Source organism: Marseilla massiliensis (assembly GCF_016899955.1).
Lineage (GTDB): Bacteria > Bacteroidota > Bacteroidia > Bacteroidales > Bacteroidaceae > Prevotella > Prevotella intestinigallinarum.
This window is the reverse complement of record NZ_JACJJL010000003.1, coordinates 132,522-149,405: the sequence shown is the minus strand read 5'-3', so window position 1 is coordinate 149,405 and position 16,884 is coordinate 132,522. Positions and strand designations below refer to the sequence as shown.

General features: G+C 52.4%; 16 protein-coding genes. 15 read left to right on the top strand and 1 reads right to left on the bottom strand.

The window, feature by feature from the left end:
* Positions 1-16 precede the first annotated feature (16 nt).
* Positions 17-565 carry a dTDP-4-dehydrorhamnose 3,5-epimerase gene (gene rfbC / locus H6B30_RS02785; RefSeq protein ID WP_205107688.1) on the bottom strand — a complete coding sequence of 183 codons (549 nt, stop codon included), beginning with the start codon at positions 563-565 and terminating at the stop codon, positions 17-19.
* Between the two features lie 136 nt (positions 566-701).
* Between rfbC and H6B30_RS02780 the strand changes: the two genes are divergently transcribed.
* The 15 genes from H6B30_RS02780 (at position 702) to H6B30_RS02710 (ending at position 16,711) form a co-directional block, all read left to right on the top strand.
* Positions 702-1,787, top strand: coding sequence for an HU domain-containing protein (locus H6B30_RS02780; RefSeq protein ID WP_205107686.1), 1,086 nt, complete (start codon positions 702-704; stop codon positions 1,785-1,787).
* Entirely contained in the window at positions 1,784-2,317 is a 534-nt protein-coding gene (locus H6B30_RS02775) for an FHA domain-containing protein (RefSeq protein ID WP_205107684.1), read from the top strand. The genes H6B30_RS02780 and H6B30_RS02775 overlap by 4 nt, the downstream gene beginning before the upstream one ends.
* Positions 2,318-2,704: 387 nt before the next feature.
* On the top strand, positions 2,705-3,568 hold the full coding sequence (purU, locus tag H6B30_RS02770; RefSeq protein WP_205107682.1) for a formyltetrahydrofolate deformylase: 864 nt from the start codon (positions 2,705-2,707) through the stop codon (positions 3,566-3,568).
* Entirely contained in the window at positions 3,568-4,161 is a 594-nt protein-coding gene (gene hisH, locus H6B30_RS02765) for an imidazole glycerol phosphate synthase subunit HisH (RefSeq protein WP_205107680.1), read from the top strand. The genes purU and hisH overlap by 1 nt, the downstream gene beginning before the upstream one ends.
* Positions 4,158-4,883: a 1-(5-phosphoribosyl)-5-[(5-phosphoribosylamino)methylideneamino]imidazole-4-carboxamide isomerase gene (hisA, locus tag H6B30_RS02760; protein WP_205107678.1), complete on the top strand. Its 726-nt coding sequence runs from the start codon at positions 4,158-4,160 to the stop codon at positions 4,881-4,883. The genes hisH and hisA overlap by 4 nt, the downstream gene beginning before the upstream one ends.
* Positions 4,862-5,620, top strand: coding sequence for an imidazole glycerol phosphate synthase subunit HisF (hisF, locus tag H6B30_RS02755; protein ID WP_205107676.1), 759 nt, complete (start codon positions 4,862-4,864; stop codon positions 5,618-5,620). Before hisA ends, hisF begins: the two co-directional genes overlap by 22 nt.
* Positions 5,621-5,630: 10 nt before the next feature.
* Positions 5,631-6,245: a bifunctional phosphoribosyl-AMP cyclohydrolase/phosphoribosyl-ATP diphosphatase HisIE gene (hisIE, locus tag H6B30_RS02750; RefSeq protein ID WP_205107673.1), complete on the top strand. Its 615-nt coding sequence runs from the start codon at positions 5,631-5,633 to the stop codon at positions 6,243-6,245.
* Positions 6,246-6,560: 315 nt separating this feature from the next.
* Positions 6,561-7,331 (top strand): cell division ATP-binding protein FtsE, encoded by a 771-nt coding sequence (locus tag H6B30_RS02745; RefSeq protein WP_205107671.1) that lies wholly within the window; start codon positions 6,561-6,563, stop codon positions 7,329-7,331.
* Positions 7,332-7,359: 28 nt separating this feature from the next.
* The gene (locus H6B30_RS02740; RefSeq protein WP_205107669.1) at positions 7,360-8,679 is read left to right on the top strand and encodes an aspartate kinase; all 1,320 of its coding nucleotides are present in this window, start codon (positions 7,360-7,362) and stop codon (positions 8,677-8,679) included.
* A 90-nt stretch (positions 8,680-8,769) separates the two neighbouring features.
* Positions 8,770-9,930 carry a diaminopimelate decarboxylase gene (gene lysA, locus H6B30_RS02735; RefSeq protein WP_205107667.1) on the top strand — a complete coding sequence of 387 codons (1,161 nt, stop codon included), beginning with the start codon at positions 8,770-8,772 and terminating at the stop codon, positions 9,928-9,930.
* 22 nt (positions 9,931-9,952) lie between these two features.
* The gene (locus H6B30_RS02730) at positions 9,953-11,077 is read left to right on the top strand and encodes a glycosyltransferase (RefSeq protein WP_205107665.1); all 1,125 of its coding nucleotides are present in this window, start codon (positions 9,953-9,955) and stop codon (positions 11,075-11,077) included.
* Positions 11,078-11,090: 13 nt separating this feature from the next.
* On the top strand, positions 11,091-12,185 hold the full coding sequence (locus H6B30_RS02725) for a glycosyltransferase (RefSeq protein WP_205107663.1): 1,095 nt from the start codon (positions 11,091-11,093) through the stop codon (positions 12,183-12,185).
* On the top strand, positions 12,182-14,170 hold the full coding sequence (locus tag H6B30_RS02720) for a fructose-1,6-bisphosphatase (RefSeq protein ID WP_205107661.1): 1,989 nt from the start codon (positions 12,182-12,184) through the stop codon (positions 14,168-14,170). Before H6B30_RS02725 ends, H6B30_RS02720 begins: the two co-directional genes overlap by 4 nt.
* A 483-nt stretch (positions 14,171-14,653) precedes the next feature.
* Complete coding sequence (locus tag H6B30_RS02715) at positions 14,654-15,826, top strand: hypothetical protein (RefSeq protein WP_205107659.1); 1,173 nt, start codon at positions 14,654-14,656, stop codon at positions 15,824-15,826.
* A 6-nt stretch (positions 15,827-15,832) separates the two neighbouring features.
* Positions 15,833-16,711 (top strand): nucleoside phosphorylase, encoded by an 879-nt coding sequence (locus H6B30_RS02710; protein WP_205107657.1) that lies wholly within the window; start codon positions 15,833-15,835, stop codon positions 16,709-16,711.
* Positions 16,712-16,884 lie beyond the last annotated feature (173 nt).

Below are 16,884 nucleotides of genomic sequence, written 5' to 3'. Positions count from 1 at the left end.
GCCGTCATTATTTTAATCAGTCAAAATACTCTGCATCCTTGAACAGCGATGCAGCCCTGTCCTTGTCGCTCATTATTACGTCTTTCATGTCGATGGGCCAAGAAATGCCCAGGTCTGGGTCGTCGTAACGCACGCTGGCCTCGTGGGCCGGGGCATAAACATTGTCTACCTTATATGTAAATACAGCCACGTCGCTCATCACCAAGAAGCCATGGGCAAAACCGCGGGGGATGAAAAACTGGCGCTTGTTTTCTTCACTGAGCTCAACCATGACGTGCCGGCCGAACGTCGGGCTGCCCTTACGCATATCCACGGCAACGTCAAGCACCTTTCCCCTGATTACCCTGACCAGCTTTGCCTGCGAGAACTCACCTTTCTGATAGTGCAACCCTCGCAATACGCCGTAGCAGGATTTTGACTCGTTGTCTTGTATGAAATTCACCTTGCCAACGTGCTCGGCGAAGTCGGAGTCCTTCCAAGCCTCGAAGAAATAGCCGCGAGAATCTTCAAACACCCTTGGCTCCAATATAAAAACTCCCTTTATTGCTGTTTCCTTGTATTCCATAGTTCAAGCTTTGACCGTAATAATACGATGCAAATGTAGTAAATATATTTGAGATGGAAAACGCTTTTCCCCATTTTATACTATTTTATCCCTGATTTTGTTGTATATATCACAAAAAACGAGTAATTTTGCAGATGTGATTGAAATAGGTAGACATATCGAGATATTATTGCTGGACTATGAGTGTGTCATAGTGCCCGGCTTAGGTGGATTTATGACTCATCACGTGGAAGCTCGCTACGATGAGGCAGACAATACTTTTTTACCGCCATTGAGCACACTGGGATTCAACCCGAAGCTCAAGCTCAACGACTCGCTTCTCGCGCAGTCGTATGTCGAGGCTTACGACATAAGCTACCCGGAAGCCGTCAACAGGATTGAGGAAGAGGTCAACGAGCTCAAGCAACACATACAGAACGAAGGTTCGTACGAGCTTACCGACATCGGCGTAATTTCCCTCAACGAGGATGGCAACTATGAGTTTGAACCGTGTGAGGCCGGCGTACTGACCCCATGGCTCTACGGTTTGTGCTCTTTCGAGATGAAGATGACAGCCGAGGGCAAGGCCGCCAGCGCCGCTACGCCCAAAGACGACGTGCCCGCCGGCAACAACGATGCCATGCAGGAAGCTCCCACCCAGGCTCGCCATGCCCTCGATGCCACCGGCGAAGCCGACGACGACAAGGTCATAAGAATAAAGGTTGCGTGGATTCGCAACGCCGTAGCCATCGCCGCGGCCGTCATCGCATTCTTTGCAATTACCCCGCCGATATCCAACAGCTACCAGAACCATGCCAATTTTGGAAGCCTTCCGCAGGCCATAATGTCGGCAAACATACTCGACGACGCGCAACAAAACGCCACCGGCAGCACCAGCCTGCCCAAACCGCTCAAGCTGAAAGCGTCGGTAGACTCGGCAAAGGCAAAAGCCAAGGCAGAAGCACGCATGGACCAAGCCGCCGACTCCGTCATTACGGCTCCGCAAAAAGACTTGGGCCGCTATTGCATAGTGCTCGCAAGCCGCATCACCCAAAGAAATGCCGACGCCTTTGTTAGCGAGCTTCATAAGGAAGGATGGAAAGATGCAGACGTCTACATCAACAATGACATCGTGCGGGTTGTATATGGCCATTTCCAAAACGAGTCGGATGCATACGACACACTGCGCAACATCAGGAACAACAAATATTTCGAACAGGCTTGGGTTTATAAAAAGCGATGAAGAGAGTAAGGTGCCCCAAATGTGACAATTACGTCACATTCGATGAAACAAAATACGAGACAGGCCAGTCTTTGGTATTTGAATGCCCCCAGTGCGGCAAGCAGTTCAGCATACGCATCGGCGTTTCAAAGTTGCGCGCCCTGCAGAAGGAGGAGAATGTCGACGAGAACCTGAAGGACAACAACGTAGGTGCCTTAATCGTAATTGAAAACGTTTTCCATTACAAACAGGTAATACCGCTCAAGCTTGGCGACAACGTGATTGGAAGATACATGAAAGGCAGCAAGGTCAACACTCCCATCGAGACCAACGACCCGAGCATAGACACAACCCACTGCGTAATTAACGTGAGCTACGACAAACGCAACAGGCTCAAGTATATATTAAGAGACGGGCCCAGCAACACAGGCACGTTTGTACACAACGAGATACTTGGTGACCGCGAGCGCCGTGTAATCGAAGACGGAACTCTCTTCACCATCGGTGCAACAAGCATAATCCTTAAGGGCGCAGAGGAAAAAGAGCAATAAGGCACCAGCCTTCACACAGTTACACATAAACACGGCGGCACAACATTTCTTGTGCCGCCGTGTTCGTAAATTGCACAGCCGGACAATTCGACATAGTGGTTTTGACACAAACCGGCAGTCATGACGAACCCACAAATGCCACGCATTGCCGCCGCTCAACCCACAAACGAGCACCCAGCAGGCCTGGTGTCGATGCGCCATGGGCAAAAAGTTCGGAAACAAGTGCTATTTAATGATGAATTGCACAAAATCGTCATGCAATAATAACATATTGCCATCAAAAACCATTTAGCGTGCAATATTCCCACAAATAAAATGCAATTATAAAATTATTTTTGTAACTTTGCCCTTTGATTGGAGTATAATTGCAAACCAACAAAGACAAAAATGAAACCAACGGCTATTTTGCTTCTACATTGCCCCGATCAGCAAGGCATAATAACGGAACTGACGAAGTTCATCACCGACAATCAAGGTAACATCGTATACCTTGACCAATACGTGGACAGACAAGACGGAATGTTCTTCATGCGCATTGAATGGGAACTGGACTCTTTCCTTATTCCGCGTGAAAAAATAAAGGAATACATCGACACACTCTACTCCCAGAGATACAACATGGTATGCAATCTATACTTCAATGAGGTTCGCCCGCGAATGGCTATCTTCGTAAGCAAGATGAGCCACTGCCTGTATGACCTGCTGGCACGGTACAATGCCGGCGAATGGAATGTCGACATACCGTGCATAATAAGCAACCACGAAAGCCTCAGGTATGTTGCCGAGCAATTCGACATACCGTTCCACGTGTGGTCAATAAACAAAGACCACTCAAACAAAGACGAGGTAGAGCAAGCCGAAATAGAGCTGCTGCGCAAAGAGAAAGTCACATTCATTGTGCTCGCGAGGTACATGCAGATCATCAGCGAGAAGATGATAAACGAATATCCCAACCACATCATAAACATACACCACTCGTTTTTGCCCGCATTCATCGGGGCAAAGCCATACCACCAGGCATGGGAGCGCGGCGTAAAGATAATCGGAGCAACGAGCCATTACGTCACCACAGAACTTGACGCAGGCCCCATCATAGAGCAAGACGTGGTCAGAATCACCCACAAAGACACCCCAGAAAGCCTCATGCTGAAAGGCCGCGACCTTGAAAAGATAGTTCTATCACGCGCAGTAACAAAACATATAGAGCGCAAGGTGCTCACATACAAGAACAAGACAATCATTTTCAGCTGATGAACGTAGCCATAGTAAAATACAACGCAGGCAACATCAAGTCAGTGGACAACACCCTGAGGAGATTTGGAATAGCCCCCGTACTGACCGACAATGCCGAACTGCTGGCCAAGGCAGACCGCGTGTTGTTCCCCGGCCAGGGCGAGGCCAGCGGCGCCATGCGCTACCTCAAGGAACGCAGGCTCGACGAAGTGATACGCAATTTGCGCCAGCCGGTGCTCGGGATATGCATTGGCCAGCAACTGATGTGCCGCCATTCTGACGAAGGCGGAGGCACCGACTGCCTTGGAATATTCGACGCCGACGTAATCAGGTTTGCCCCCCGGAAGCATGAAGACAAGGTGCCGGCCATGGGATGGAATTCATTGCACGGCCTTGCGTCGCCGCTCTTCGCCGGCATATCCGACGGAGAATTCGCTTATTTCGTGCATAGCTATTATGCCCCGGTGTGCGAATCGACCATTGCCACAACGGAACACATTGTCAGCTACAGCGCTGCGCTCAACAAAGACAACTTCTACGCCACGCAGTTCCACCCGGAGAAAAGCGGCAGCACAGGAGAGAAAATACTTAAAAACTTCCTCGAACTATGATTGAGCTCATACCAGCAATCGACATAATCGGCGGGAAATGCGTTCGTCTCTCAAAAGGAGACTACAACCAAAAGACCGTATATGGCGACGACCCGGCAAGCATTGCCAAGAGGTTTGAAGACATTGGGTTCAAAAGGCTGCATGTGGTCGACCTCGACGGGGCCAAATCAAAGCACATCGTCAATGCAAGCACACTGAACGCCATTGCCTCCGCGACCAGTCTCACGATTGACTTCGGAGGAGGCATCAAGACAGAAGACGACATAAAAACGGCATTCGACAATGGCGCAAGCATGGTCACCGTCGGTTCGGTGACGGTCACATCGCCTGACACATGCCTCGAATGGATAGACCGGTTCGGGGCCGACAAGATGATACTGGGGGCCGATGTGCGCAATGGGAACATAGCTGTGAACGGATGGCTCGACGAAACCAAGCAGGGCCTCATGCCATACCTTGACTTCTATTCGGCCCACGGCATCAAAAACGTGCTATGCACCGAGATATCAAAAGACGGCATGCTATGCGGGCCGGCCACCGGACTGTACAAGCAAATCATGGCTGCCCACCCCACACTCCACCTAATAGCAAGTGGCGGGGTGTCGAACATCGACGACATAAAGGAACTTGACAACGAAGGAATACCGGCCGTAGTATTTGGCAAGGCCATATACGAAGGCAAGATAAACTTGAACGATCTATGGGACTGGCAAAACGGATAATACCCTGCCTCGACGTGAAAGACGGGCAGACGGTGAAAGGAACAAACTTCGTCAACCTACGCAAGGCCGGCGACCCTGTGGAGCTTGGCAAGGCATACAGCAAGGCGGGGGCCGACGAACTGATCTTCCTTGACATAACGGCAAGCCACGAGGGCAGAAAGACGTTTGCAGAAACGGTTACCCGGATAGCTGCCGAAATAAACATACCGTTCACCGTCGGCGGAGGCATCAACGAACTGGCCGACGTCGAGCGACTGCTTTACGCCGGGGCAGACAAGGTGAGCGTGAACAGCGCTGCACTGCGCTCGCCCGGCCTGATAGACGACATCGCCAGGCGATTCGGCAGCCAGGTGTGCGTGTGCGCCATCGATGCCAGGCTCGAGGATGGCCAATGGCACTGCTACCTCAACGGCGGCCGACTGCGCACCGAGCGCAAGTTGCTCGAGTGGGCCAAGGAAGCGCAAGACCGAGGAGCCGGAGAAATACTCTTCACAAGCATGAACCACGACGGTGTCAAGGAGGGATATGCCAACGAGGCACTGGCCATGCTGGCCGACACGCTGTCGATACCTGTCATCGCCAGCGGCGGGGCCGGAAAGAAAGAGCATTTCCGCGACGCCTTCACCATTGGCCATGCTGATGCCGCCTTGGCAGCGAGCGTGTTCCACTTCGGAGAAATTGACATAAGGGAACTGAAGGCATACTTGAAAGAAGAAAACATCAACGTAAGGATATAACAACGCAATTATGGAAATAGACTTCGACAAATCAGGTGGACTCGTGCCCGCCATAATACAAGACGCCACTACGATGAAAGTGCTCATGCTTGGCTACATGAACCGCGAAGCATACGAAAAGACCATACAGACCGGCCGGGTGACATTCTACAGCCGCAGCCGCAAGTGCCTGTGGACAAAGGGAGAGACGTCGGGCAACTACCTTGAGCTTGTTAGCATTGCCCCTGATTGCGACAACGACACGCTGCTGGTCATGGCCCACCCCTGCGGCCCCACGTGCCACAAGGGCACCGACACGTGCTGGGGCGAGGCAAACGAAGCCAACCCCTTGCTGTTCCTTACGACACTGCAAGACTTCATCGAGAAGCGGCACGAAGAAATGCCGGAGGGCAGCTACACTACGTCGCTCTTCAAAGACGGGATAAACCGCATGGCCCAAAAGGTTGGCGAAGAGGCATTGGAGGCTGTGATAGAAGCTGTCAACGGTAGCAACGAAAGGCTTATATACGAAGGGGCAGACATGCTTTATCACCTCACGGTGTTGCTCACCAGCAAGGGGCTTCGCATCGAAGACCTCGCAAAGGAATTGCAGGTGCGCCACGACCCGAACTGGCACAAGCACTGATGGCGCACGGCAAGATGGTTGGCGGGAAGCCACATCGGGTGTGAACAATATGTACAAAACCGAAGCGGGGGCAAGGCAACGGTGAAACAAGGCGGCAAAACGGGCCGGAACAGACCGTGAAACGGGCCGTATGGGAGCCTGGAACAGGCCATTCGGCAATGCTCTAACGGCGGTCTACCAACAGACTGATGCACAGTTTGTTACACGCCATCGGCTATTATAAGAAAAAGCCTTACACTTGAGAGTGCCAAACAAGGGGCTGCTGCCCCGGCAAAACGACGATAAAGAACAGCAAACAACATAAAAATTGCAGATATGTTAGTAGACTACAAGAAGGTCAACATATACCAACAGGCCGACACACCGGTGCTCAGCGACGTTGATTTCCACGTCGACGAGGGTGAGTTTATCTACCTCATAGGCCGCGTAGGCTCCGGAAAGAGCTCACTGCTCAAGACCGTTTACTTTGAGCTTGACGTGGATGAGGCCGAAGAAGCTACGGTGCTGGGCCACGACTTGCGCAACCTCAAGCGCAAGCACGTGCCGTCGCTCAGGCGGCAGATGGGCGTTATATTCCAAGACTTCCAACTGCTGGGCGACAGAACGGTTTACAAAAACCTGAGGTTCGTGCTCAAGGCCACCGGCTGGAAAGACAAGAAGCAGATTGACAAGCGCATCAACGAGGTGCTCAACGATGTAGGCATGCTCGACAAGGCGCAGAAAATGCCCCACGAACTGTCGGGAGGCGAACAGCAGCGAATAGCCATAGCACGGGCCATACTCAACAAGCCGAAGCTGATAGTGGCTGACGAGCCGACGGGAAACCTCGACCCCGAAACCGCCGAAAACATAATAAAGTTGCTAAGATATGTATCGCAAACCGGCACATCGGTGATAATGAGCACACACAACATGCCCCTGCTCGACAAATATCCCGGCATCGTTTACCGCTGTGCAAACGGCCATCTGCATGAAGTGACCGACGACTTCAACAGGATGGCGCCGGCCGACGACGCCGAAAGCCAGGAGCAACCAAACGATGCCGACAACGACGCTGACCTCAGGCAGGAACTGCCCACGACATGAAGTATAACAGACAAAAACTGAATAAGATATGAAAGTAATGAAATTTGGCGGCACTTCGGTAGGCACGCCAGCCAGAATGAAAGAAGTAACCAAACTGGTAACCGCATCCGGGGAGCCTGTTTTTGTTGTGCTTTCTGCAATGTCAGGAACAACAAATTCGCTCGTTGAAATCTCCGACTACCTCTACAAAAAGAACCCCGACGGTGCAAATGAAATAATAAACAAGCTCGAAGACAAATACTTCAAGCATGTCGAAGAGCTGTACTCCACCGACGAATGGAAGCAAAAGACCAAGGACTTCCTTGTAGAGGAGTTCAACTACCTGCGCACTTTCACCAAGGAGCTCTTCACAAGTTTCGAAGAAAAGAGCATCGTTGCGCAAGGCGAGATCATCAGCACCAACATGGTTACAAACTACATGAAGGAGGCCGGGGTCAACGTGACGCTGCTCTCTGCCCTCGATTTCATGCGCACCGACAAGAACTCTGAGCCCGACCCTCTATACATAAAAGAGAAACTCAACGCCATCATGGCCGAGAATGCCGGGGCACAGGTGTACATCACGCAAGGATTCATCTGCCGGAACGCCTATGGCGAGATAGACAACCTGCAGCGCGGAGGCAGCGACTACACCGCCTCGCTCATCGGAGCGGCAATAGGCGCGGAGGAAATACAGATATGGACCGACATCGACGGCATGCACAACAACGACCCGAGGGTTGTCGACAAGACGTCGCCCGTGCACCAGCTTCATTTTGAGGAGGCTGCCGAGCTGGCATATTTCGGGGCAAAAATACTACACCCCACTTGCATACAGCCGGCAAAATACGCAGGCGTCCCGGTGAGGCTGCTCAACACCATGGCACCCGAAGCCGAAGGAACAATTATCAGCAACAAAACCGAACAAGGCAAGATAAAGGCCGTGGCAGCCAAAGACAACATCACGGCGATTAAGATTAAGAGCAGCCGAATGCTCCTGGCAACCGGCTTCCTGCGCAAGGTGTTCGAGATATTCGAAAGCTACCAGACCCCCATCGACATGGTATGCACGTCGGAGGTTGGCGTCTCGATGAGCATAGACACCGTGACCCACCTCGACGAGATAGTCGACGAGCTGAAAAAATACGGCACAGTGACAGTCGACCGCAACATGTGCATTGTGTGCGTCGTGGGCGACCTTGACTGGAGCAACGTGGGCTTTGAGACGCTCACCATGGAAGCGATGAAGAACATCCCGGTGAGGATGATTTCTTACGGAGGCTCCAACTATAACATATCGTTCCTGATAAAAGAGGCCGACAAGCAGCGCGCCCTGCAAAGCTTGAGCGACACTCTGTTCAACAAATAAATCTCCCTACTTGCCCGCCGTGCCCCCGTGACCAAGTCACCGGGGGCACGCGGGGTGCATCTATAGTGCCAAGTAATTAATCTCATCATTATGAAAGGACATTTTCCAACAGACAAGTTCAGTACATTAGCAACCCCGTTCTACTATTACGACACCGACTTGCTGCGCCGCACCCTGGCTGAAATAAATGCCGAGGCAGGCAAATACAATGGCTTTACGGTGCATTACGCCATAAAAGCCAATGCAAACCCGAAGATATTGAACATCATAAGGGAAAGCGGAATGGGAGCCGACTGTGTGAGCGGTGGCGAGATAGAGGCTTCCATCAAGGCCGGATTCTCACCTGAAAAGATTGTTTTCGCGGGTGTGGGCAAAAGCGACTGGGAGATAAACCTTGGCCTGGAAAAAGACATTTTCTGCTTCAACGTTGAGAGCATTGCCGAACTTGATGTCATAAACGAACTGGCGCAGAAGGCCGGCAAGACCGCAATGGTTGCGTTCAGGATAAACCCTGACATCGGTGCACACACGCATGCAAACATCACTACGGGCCTGGCCGAAAACAAGTTTGGCATAGCCATGGCCGACATGGAGACGGCAATACGCCACTCCGAACAGCTGAACAACGTGCAGTTTAAAGGCCTGCACTTCCATATCGGGTCGCAGATAATGGACATGAATGACTTCATGGCTCTATGCAACCGCATCAACGAACTGCAAGACAGGCTTGAGAAGAGCCACATCTGGGTGGAACACATCAACGTCGGAGGCGGTCTGGGCATAGATTACCAGCACCCCAACCGTGTGCCAATACCCGACTTCAAGGGCTATTTCGCCACCTATGCAAAGCATCTGAAGCTGCGCGACGGCCAAAAACTGCATTTCGAGCTTGGAAGGTCGGTTGTTGGCCAGTGCGGCTCGCTCATCACCAAGGTGCTATACGTGAAACAAGGCACCGCAAAACAATTCGCAATAGTTGACGCCGGCATGACCGACCTGATACGGCCAGCCCTATACCACGCCTTCCACAAGATAGAAAACATAAGCAACGACGGCCCGGTAGGCACATACGATGTGGTGGGTCCGATATGCGAGTCAAGCGATGTATTCGCCAAGCAGGCCGAAATAAACAGATGCCAGCGCGGCGACTTGATTGCCATACGGTCGGCGGGGGCATACGGCGAGATAATGGCTTCGCAATACAACTGCCGCCGCCTTCCTGCCGGATATACGAGTGAGGAGCTGATTTAATGCACAGGCCATGGTCATAAGCATGCTGACTATATGTATTTGCGCGTTGCTTGTCATGCTGGCCGCTGCCACACCATTCTGCAGCGGACTGCACAGAAGGCCGCATCGCGAAGAAGATGGCACGCCGGAAGGCGAAGGACAAGCCATCTCGATAATAATGGCTGTCCACGACAATGCCCAAGAACTGGAACGCAACCTGCCGGCATTCCTCACCCAAGACTATGCCCCGGGGTATGAAATCATCATCGTCGACGAATCGTCAACCGACGAAACGGAAGACGTGCTGAAGCGTTTCAAGCATCAGCACAACAACTTATACACCACGTTCATTCCCGAGTCGAGCCACTATCTCAGCCGCCGGAAACTGGCTTTAACCCTTGGCGTGAAAGCCGCTCACAATGAATGGATTATAATAACCGATGCCGACTGCAAGCCGAATGACAGCAATTGGCTTCAGGCTATGTCCAGACACTGCAACGCCTCTCACGACCTGGTGCTCGGATTCACACCTTTTGAGCAGTCGTCCAAACCGTTTTACCAGTTTGAACGACTGCTCACATCGTGCTATTGCATGCGCAAGGCACAAAGGGGGATGGCATACAGGTACGACGGGCACAACCTGGCTATGCGCAAAAGCGTATTCATGAGCAACAACGGGTTTCTGAAGAACCTCAAGTTCTTGCGCGGAGAATACGACTTCATAGCCAATGAGCATGCACAGCCGCAACGCACAGCCGTGGCCATAGAGCCCGAGGCCCACATCATCCAAGACAGCCCGTCGAGGAAGAAATGGGCAAACAGCCACCTATTTTACATGGAAACAAGAAGGCACCTTGAGCGCAGCTTCGGCTATCGGATGCTGTTCAACACCGACACGCTGCTGCTGCACATCAACTACCTGGCCCAGGTAGCGGCCATGGTATATTCGGCCTTGACCTCCGACTGGCCCATCCTGGGTGCTGCCGTAGCCTCGGCAATGATCACGCTTGCGCTCAGGGCCACCATTGCCAACAAGGCAATGAAACTGTTCGGCGTACATGTCAGTTTGTGGTCTGTGCCATTAATGGAAACAAGGGTTGCCTGGCAAAACCTCTATTTCATGCTCCGCCACAGGTTTTCAGACAAATACGACTTCATTAGAAGGTAAAACCAGCTGCACCATGAGGATATTGCATTTCTACATAAAAAACGATGAGAGAGCCTGCCAATACATAGACAGATTGGCCGGCTCGATGCTTGATGGCACTGAAATACAATCGTGCGACAGCCTGAAGGCGTTTCGCAAGGCAATCGAATCATGGAAACCCCAAATCGTCCACCTCCACGGTGCATGGCGACTGTCTATTGCCAGGGCGGCAAAGATAGGCATGAAGTCTGGCGCACGTGTTGTCATCACCCCACACGGGCAACTGGAACCGTGGGTGATAAAGCAAAGGCATTGGACCGAAAAGCTGCCAAAGCTGTTGCTATACCAACGCCGATGCCTGCGGAAAGCCTACTGCATAATAGCCATGGGGCGCATGGAGGCGGGCTACATGGAACGCCTTGGATACAACACGCGCATTGAAACCATTCTCAACTCGCTCATCACCGAGACCATTAGCGACGGGCAGATGGGCCGGCAGATGTTTCTTGCTTACAAGAAAGTGCTCGACACCGACACGATGGAACTCATGCTGCCACAGACGAAGACGGCCCTCAGGGGCTTCATCAAGGCAGGGATAACCGGCGACAGCAGATGGCTGGACAGTGAGGAACAGCAGGCCTGCAACGCTGTTAGCGACGAAGAGTGGCACAAGATTGCCGTTTTCTCATGCGACGAGCACATAAACGACACTATAGCGAAAGGCATCGAATGCATCGGATTCACACCCCCTGAAGCACTGCCGCAGTGTGTCGACAACTACCACATGCCGGCGACAAACCACGCCAAGGCAGTGGCCACGGGAGGGCACGAATCGCCCGACGACGCCCTGCTTTCCGCAATAAAGGCCTCTAAAAGGCAAATCAAGGAACAAGGCTTCGGCATTTGTCACCTGATAAGAATGGCTGAGCTGCTCACACACAGCATCATAGACGAAGAAAAGGTGGCCGGTGAGCTGAAGGAATGCGGGCTTGAGCAGCACACGTCACGCATCATGCACCTGCTGTCCGACATGACCGGACTGGACGAGGGCTTCATGATACTGCCAGAAAAGGATGACAGGACAACGAGAAAAATAAAGAAGATAATAACAAAACACGTTAACCTATGACCCAAAATCAACAGACTGAACACAATTCAGACACACAGTACCTCAACTGGCTGTCCAAATTGTTCCCCACCATCGCGGCGGCATGCACGGAAATCATCAACCTCGAGGCAATACTACACCTGCCAAAGGGCACTGAACACTTCCTTGCCGACATCCACGGAGAGAACGAAGCCTTCCAGCACGTGCTTAAAAACGCCTCCGGAAACATTAAGCGCAAAGTGAACGAACTGTTCGGAAACAGTCTCAGGGAGTCGGAAAAGAAGGAGCTCTGCACCCTGATATACTATCCGGAGCAGAAGATTGAGCTGATTAAGGAGTCCGAACCCGAACTTGAAGACTGGTACCACATAACCATACACCAGCTTGTCAAGGTTTGCAGAGACGTAAGCAGCAAGTACACCCGCTCAAAGGTGCGCAAGTCGTTGCCGCCCGATTTCAGCTACATCATCGAGGAACTGCTGCACGAACACACCGACGACACCAACAAGACGGCATACGTCAACGTCATCGTCGACACCATAATCACCACCGGAAGGGTCGACGACTTCATCATTGCCCTGTGCAACGTGATACAAAGGCTGGCCATCGACCAACTGCACATACTCGGCGACATCTACGACCGAGGCCCCGGGGCGCACATCATCATGGACACCATGCAGCGCTACCACAGCTGGGACATACAATGGGGCAACCACGACATACTATGGATGGGGGCATGCGCCGGCAACGACGCCTGCATCTGCAATGTGCTGAGGCTTTCGCTCAGGTATGCCAACCTGGCCACACTCGAAGAAGGCTACGGCATAAACCTTGTGCCGCTTGCCACATTCGCAATGGAAACTTACGGCAACGACCCGTGCGAGGAGTTCATGCCCAAGGTGACCAACGGAGCCACTTTCGACGGAAAGACCATAAGGTTGATAGCCCAAATGCACAAAGCCATCAGCATAATACAATTCAAGGTAGAGGCACAGATATTCTTGCGCAACCCGGAATGGCGCATGTCGGGGCGCAACCTCCTGTCGTGCATCGACCGGCAGCGCGGCGTCTGCATCATCGACGGCAAAGAATACGAGATGAAAAGCAACAATTTCCCAACCGTCGACCCTGCCGCGCCATACAAACTGACAGAAGAGGAAACAAAGCTGATGAAGCGGCTGCACCACTCTTTCGCCGTAAGCGAAAAGCTGCACCGCCATATCAAGACACTGCTCGGACACGGAGGGATGTTCGCAATATACAACAGCAACCTGCTGTTCCACGCCTCCGTGCCATTGAACTCTGACGGAACGCTGAAAGAAGTGACGCTCTACAACGGCGAGAAATACAGTGGCAAGGAACTGATGTACCAGATTGAGATGACAATACGCTCGGCGTTCAATTCCGACACAGCCCCCGCCGAACGCACCTACGCCATCGACTACTTCCTTTACCTGTGGTGCGGAAAAGACAGCCCGCTGTTCGACAAGTCGAAGATGGCCACTTTTGAAAGATATTTCCTGAAAGACAAGACCACATACAAGGAAGAAAAGGGATACTACTTCAGGCTGCGCGACAACGAGGCAATATGCGACAGCATACTCGACGCTTTCGGGGTGACAGGCGACAACAGGCATATCATAAACGGGCACGTGCCTGTGCATGCGTCAAACGGCGAGAACCCAATCAAGGCCGGCGGCAAGCTGATGGTAATCGACGGCGGATTCAGCGAGGCCTACCACAACGAAACGGGAATTGCCGGGTATACGCTCGTATACCACAGCCGCGGCTTCCAGCTCGTGCAACACGAGCCGTTCACCAGCGCGGCCGATGCCATAAAACGCGGAACCGACATCAAGAGCACCACGCAAATAGTGGAAATGTCGGCCCACAGGATGCTAGTGGCCGACACCGACTGCGGCAACGAACTGAAGGCGCAAATCGTCGACTTGAAGAAACTGCTGTATGCCTACCGCCATGGCATAATCAAAGAGCGCCGGCGATGAGCCGACAGCTGCAAGCAAACCAGCCGCCAAGCCCATCAGACAGATGTGCCTGGCGGCTTTTTCATGGCATGGTGCCACCCCATAATGTGCATGAAATATAATGACACGGCGGGCATGCCGACGCCATACGGCCCGAACGAGGGGCCCGAACGGGCTGTTTTGCAATGCGAAACGGGCCATACGGACACACCATACGGCACGTTTCGCAAAGCCATCGGAAATGAATCGCAAGCCACTGGCATACAATGCGTTGCCCATTTGAGCCATACAGTAACATATTCATACAAACAGACCGGGGCCAAACCATGCCGGAAGGCTGGCGACACCAAAGCCAAAACAAATTTATGTTAACGCCATAAGTTTTCAAAATCTTTTCATTACCTTTGTAAAGACAACCAGCAATCATCTGAACGGCAGCCACATAAGCGCGGCTGCAAAGGGCAACGGTGATTGCATGCCAAACGAAGTGTAACAACAAACCGCATGATGAAGACTACATTGATATCATTAGCTGCACTCGCCATGCTCTCGGCAATGCCGGCAAGCGGGCAAAGCAAAAGGCAAAGCCAGGCCGCCGCAAAGGCCCAGGCTGCAAAGACGGCCAAGGAGGCAGAACAGAGAATAGAACAGATGGTGGCCGCAACACAGAAAGTAATGTTCATTGACAGCGTGGTTGTAGACAAAGACGCATTCCTGACAAAATACAACCTGTGCCAGGATGCGGGCCGGCTGTACAAGTATGACGACTTCTTCAAGGCCAAAGACCAGGCCAACGCATACGTGTATGTCAACGGACTGGGCGACAAATGCTACTTCTCAAGAGAAGACTCGGTGGGCGACTTCAACCTATACACAAGCGACAACCTGAGCGGTTCGTGGACTCCCGCAGCCCGGCTTGACGGACTCGACGACGACGCAGGGCACAAGTCGATGAACTATCCGTTCATGATGGCCGACGGATCAACGCTATACTTTGCAGCCACCGGCGACGAGAGCATTGGCGGATACGACATCTTTGCCACACGATTCGACTCGGAGAGGGGCACTTTCCTGAAAGCGGAGAACATCGGCATGCCTTTCAACTCTACGGCAAACGACTATATGTATGCCATCGACGAGTTTAACAACATTGGCTGGTTTGCCACCGACAGGAACCAAAGCGAAGGCAAGGTGTGCATATATATGTTCGTTCCGTCGGACTCAAGGCAGCTTTACTCGCCCGACGAATATTCGGAAGAGCAAATCAGGAGCCTTGCCAACCTTAACAGGATTGCCGACACTTGGGGCGACGGAAAAGAAAGGCAACTGGCCATGGAGCGCCTCAAGGCCATGCAAAGCGAAAAGGTTGCCATGGCAGCCAAGGGCTCTTTCAGCTTCGTGGTCAACGACAAGACCACCTACACCAAGATGGCCGACTTCCGCTCTAAAGCAGGATTGGAAAAATTCAAGGCACTGCAAGAGCTGGAAAGCAAGCATGCCGCTCTGAGCAAGGCGCTGGCAAAGGCCCGCGACTACTATGCCACAGCGAGCACCAACGAACGCAACGCCCTGAAAAACGAGATTTTGCAAAGCGAGAGACAGATAGAATCGCTTGAGACAAATATTGCCCAAACAGGCAAAGAGATAAGAAACGAAGAGAACAAACTTTTAAAATGACGGTATATGAAGAAATATTTTGCTGAGTCAGAACTAATCATTAACTCTGATGGCAGTGTGTTCCACCTGCACATAACTCCCGAACAACTGGCCGACAAGGTCATATTGGTGGGCGACCCGGGCCGCGTTGGGCTGGTTGCGTCGCATTTTGACACTAAGGAGTGTGACGTCGAGAGCCGCGAGTTCCACACCATAACCGGCACATTCAACGGAAAGCGCATCTCTGTCATATCTACCGGAATTGGTTGCGACAACATCGACATAGTGTTGAACGAAATAGACGCCCTTGCCAACATAGACTTCAAGACAAGGCAAGAGAAAAGCACCCTGCGCCATCTTGAGATAGTAAGGATTGGCACCTGTGGCGGACTGCAGCCTTTCACTCCCGAAGGTACGTTCGTATGCTCGCAGACTTCCATCGGCTTCGACGGCCTACTCAACTTCTATGCCGGCCGAAATGCCGTGTGCGACCTACAGTTGGAGCGCGCCCTCATTGCCCACCTGGGATGGACGGGAAACATGTGCGCCCCCTACCCTTATGCTGTCGATGCCGACGAGGAGCTCGTAGAACGCATTGCCGCTGACGACATGGTGAGGGGAATAACCATCGCCTGCGGCGGATTCTTCGGACCGCAAGGGCGCGAACTGCGCATCCCGCTGGCCGACCCGCACCAGAACGAGAAAGTGGAGAGCTTTGAGTATAACGGCCGCCGGATAACAAACTTCGAGATGGAGAGCTCTGCCCTGGCCGGTTTGTCGAGGCTCATGGGCCACAAAGCCACCACGGTGTGCATGGTGATTGCCAATCGTGTGGCCGGAAAAGCTAACACAGGATACAAAAACCAGATAGACGACTTGATCAGGCTTGTGCTGGAACGCATATAAAACATGCTGTCCACAAGCCTGGAAGGCGTAAAGTCCATAAGGCCGCGAGCCGCAAACAAACGGCAAACCACATGCCAAGCAACAATGTGGACTAAGCTACCTACTGCCTGACAGCCTTTATGTCATATAAAAAATCATTGCAGGCTATATGGTCAACGAGCACCATGCCTGCA

What these genes read in the sequence shown, in the direction of transcription:
- rfbC (WP_205107688.1), bottom strand. Translation starts at nt 565, where the DNA reads ATGGAATACAAGGAAACAGCAATAAAGGGAGTTTTTATATTGGAGCCA.
- H6B30_RS02775 (WP_205107684.1), top strand. Translation starts at nt 1,784, where the DNA reads ATGAAGAGAGTAAGGTGCCCCAAATGTGACAATTACGTCACATTCGAT.
- purU (WP_205107682.1), top strand. Translation starts at nt 2,705, where the DNA reads ATGAAACCAACGGCTATTTTGCTTCTACATTGCCCCGATCAGCAAGGC.
- hisH (WP_205107680.1), top strand. Translation starts at nt 3,568, where the DNA reads ATGAACGTAGCCATAGTAAAATACAACGCAGGCAACATCAAGTCAGTG.
- hisA (WP_205107678.1), top strand. Translation starts at nt 4,158, where the DNA reads ATGATTGAGCTCATACCAGCAATCGACATAATCGGCGGGAAATGCGTT.
- hisF (WP_205107676.1), top strand. Translation starts at nt 4,862, where the DNA reads ATGGGACTGGCAAAACGGATAATACCCTGCCTCGACGTGAAAGACGGG.
- hisIE (WP_205107673.1), top strand. Translation starts at nt 5,631, where the DNA reads ATGGAAATAGACTTCGACAAATCAGGTGGACTCGTGCCCGCCATAATA.
- H6B30_RS02745 (WP_205107671.1), top strand. Translation starts at nt 6,561, where the DNA reads ATGTTAGTAGACTACAAGAAGGTCAACATATACCAACAGGCCGACACA.
- H6B30_RS02740 (WP_205107669.1), top strand. Translation starts at nt 7,360, where the DNA reads ATGAAAGTAATGAAATTTGGCGGCACTTCGGTAGGCACGCCAGCCAGA.
- lysA (WP_205107667.1), top strand. Translation starts at nt 8,770, where the DNA reads ATGAAAGGACATTTTCCAACAGACAAGTTCAGTACATTAGCAACCCCG.
- H6B30_RS02730 (WP_205107665.1), top strand. Translation starts at nt 9,953, where the DNA reads ATGCTGACTATATGTATTTGCGCGTTGCTTGTCATGCTGGCCGCTGCC.
- H6B30_RS02725 (WP_205107663.1), top strand. Translation starts at nt 11,091, where the DNA reads ATGAGGATATTGCATTTCTACATAAAAAACGATGAGAGAGCCTGCCAA.
- H6B30_RS02720 (WP_205107661.1), top strand. Translation starts at nt 12,182, where the DNA reads ATGACCCAAAATCAACAGACTGAACACAATTCAGACACACAGTACCTC.
- H6B30_RS02715 (WP_205107659.1), top strand. Translation starts at nt 14,654, where the DNA reads ATGATGAAGACTACATTGATATCATTAGCTGCACTCGCCATGCTCTCG.
- H6B30_RS02710 (WP_205107657.1), top strand. Translation starts at nt 15,833, where the DNA reads ATGAAGAAATATTTTGCTGAGTCAGAACTAATCATTAACTCTGATGGC.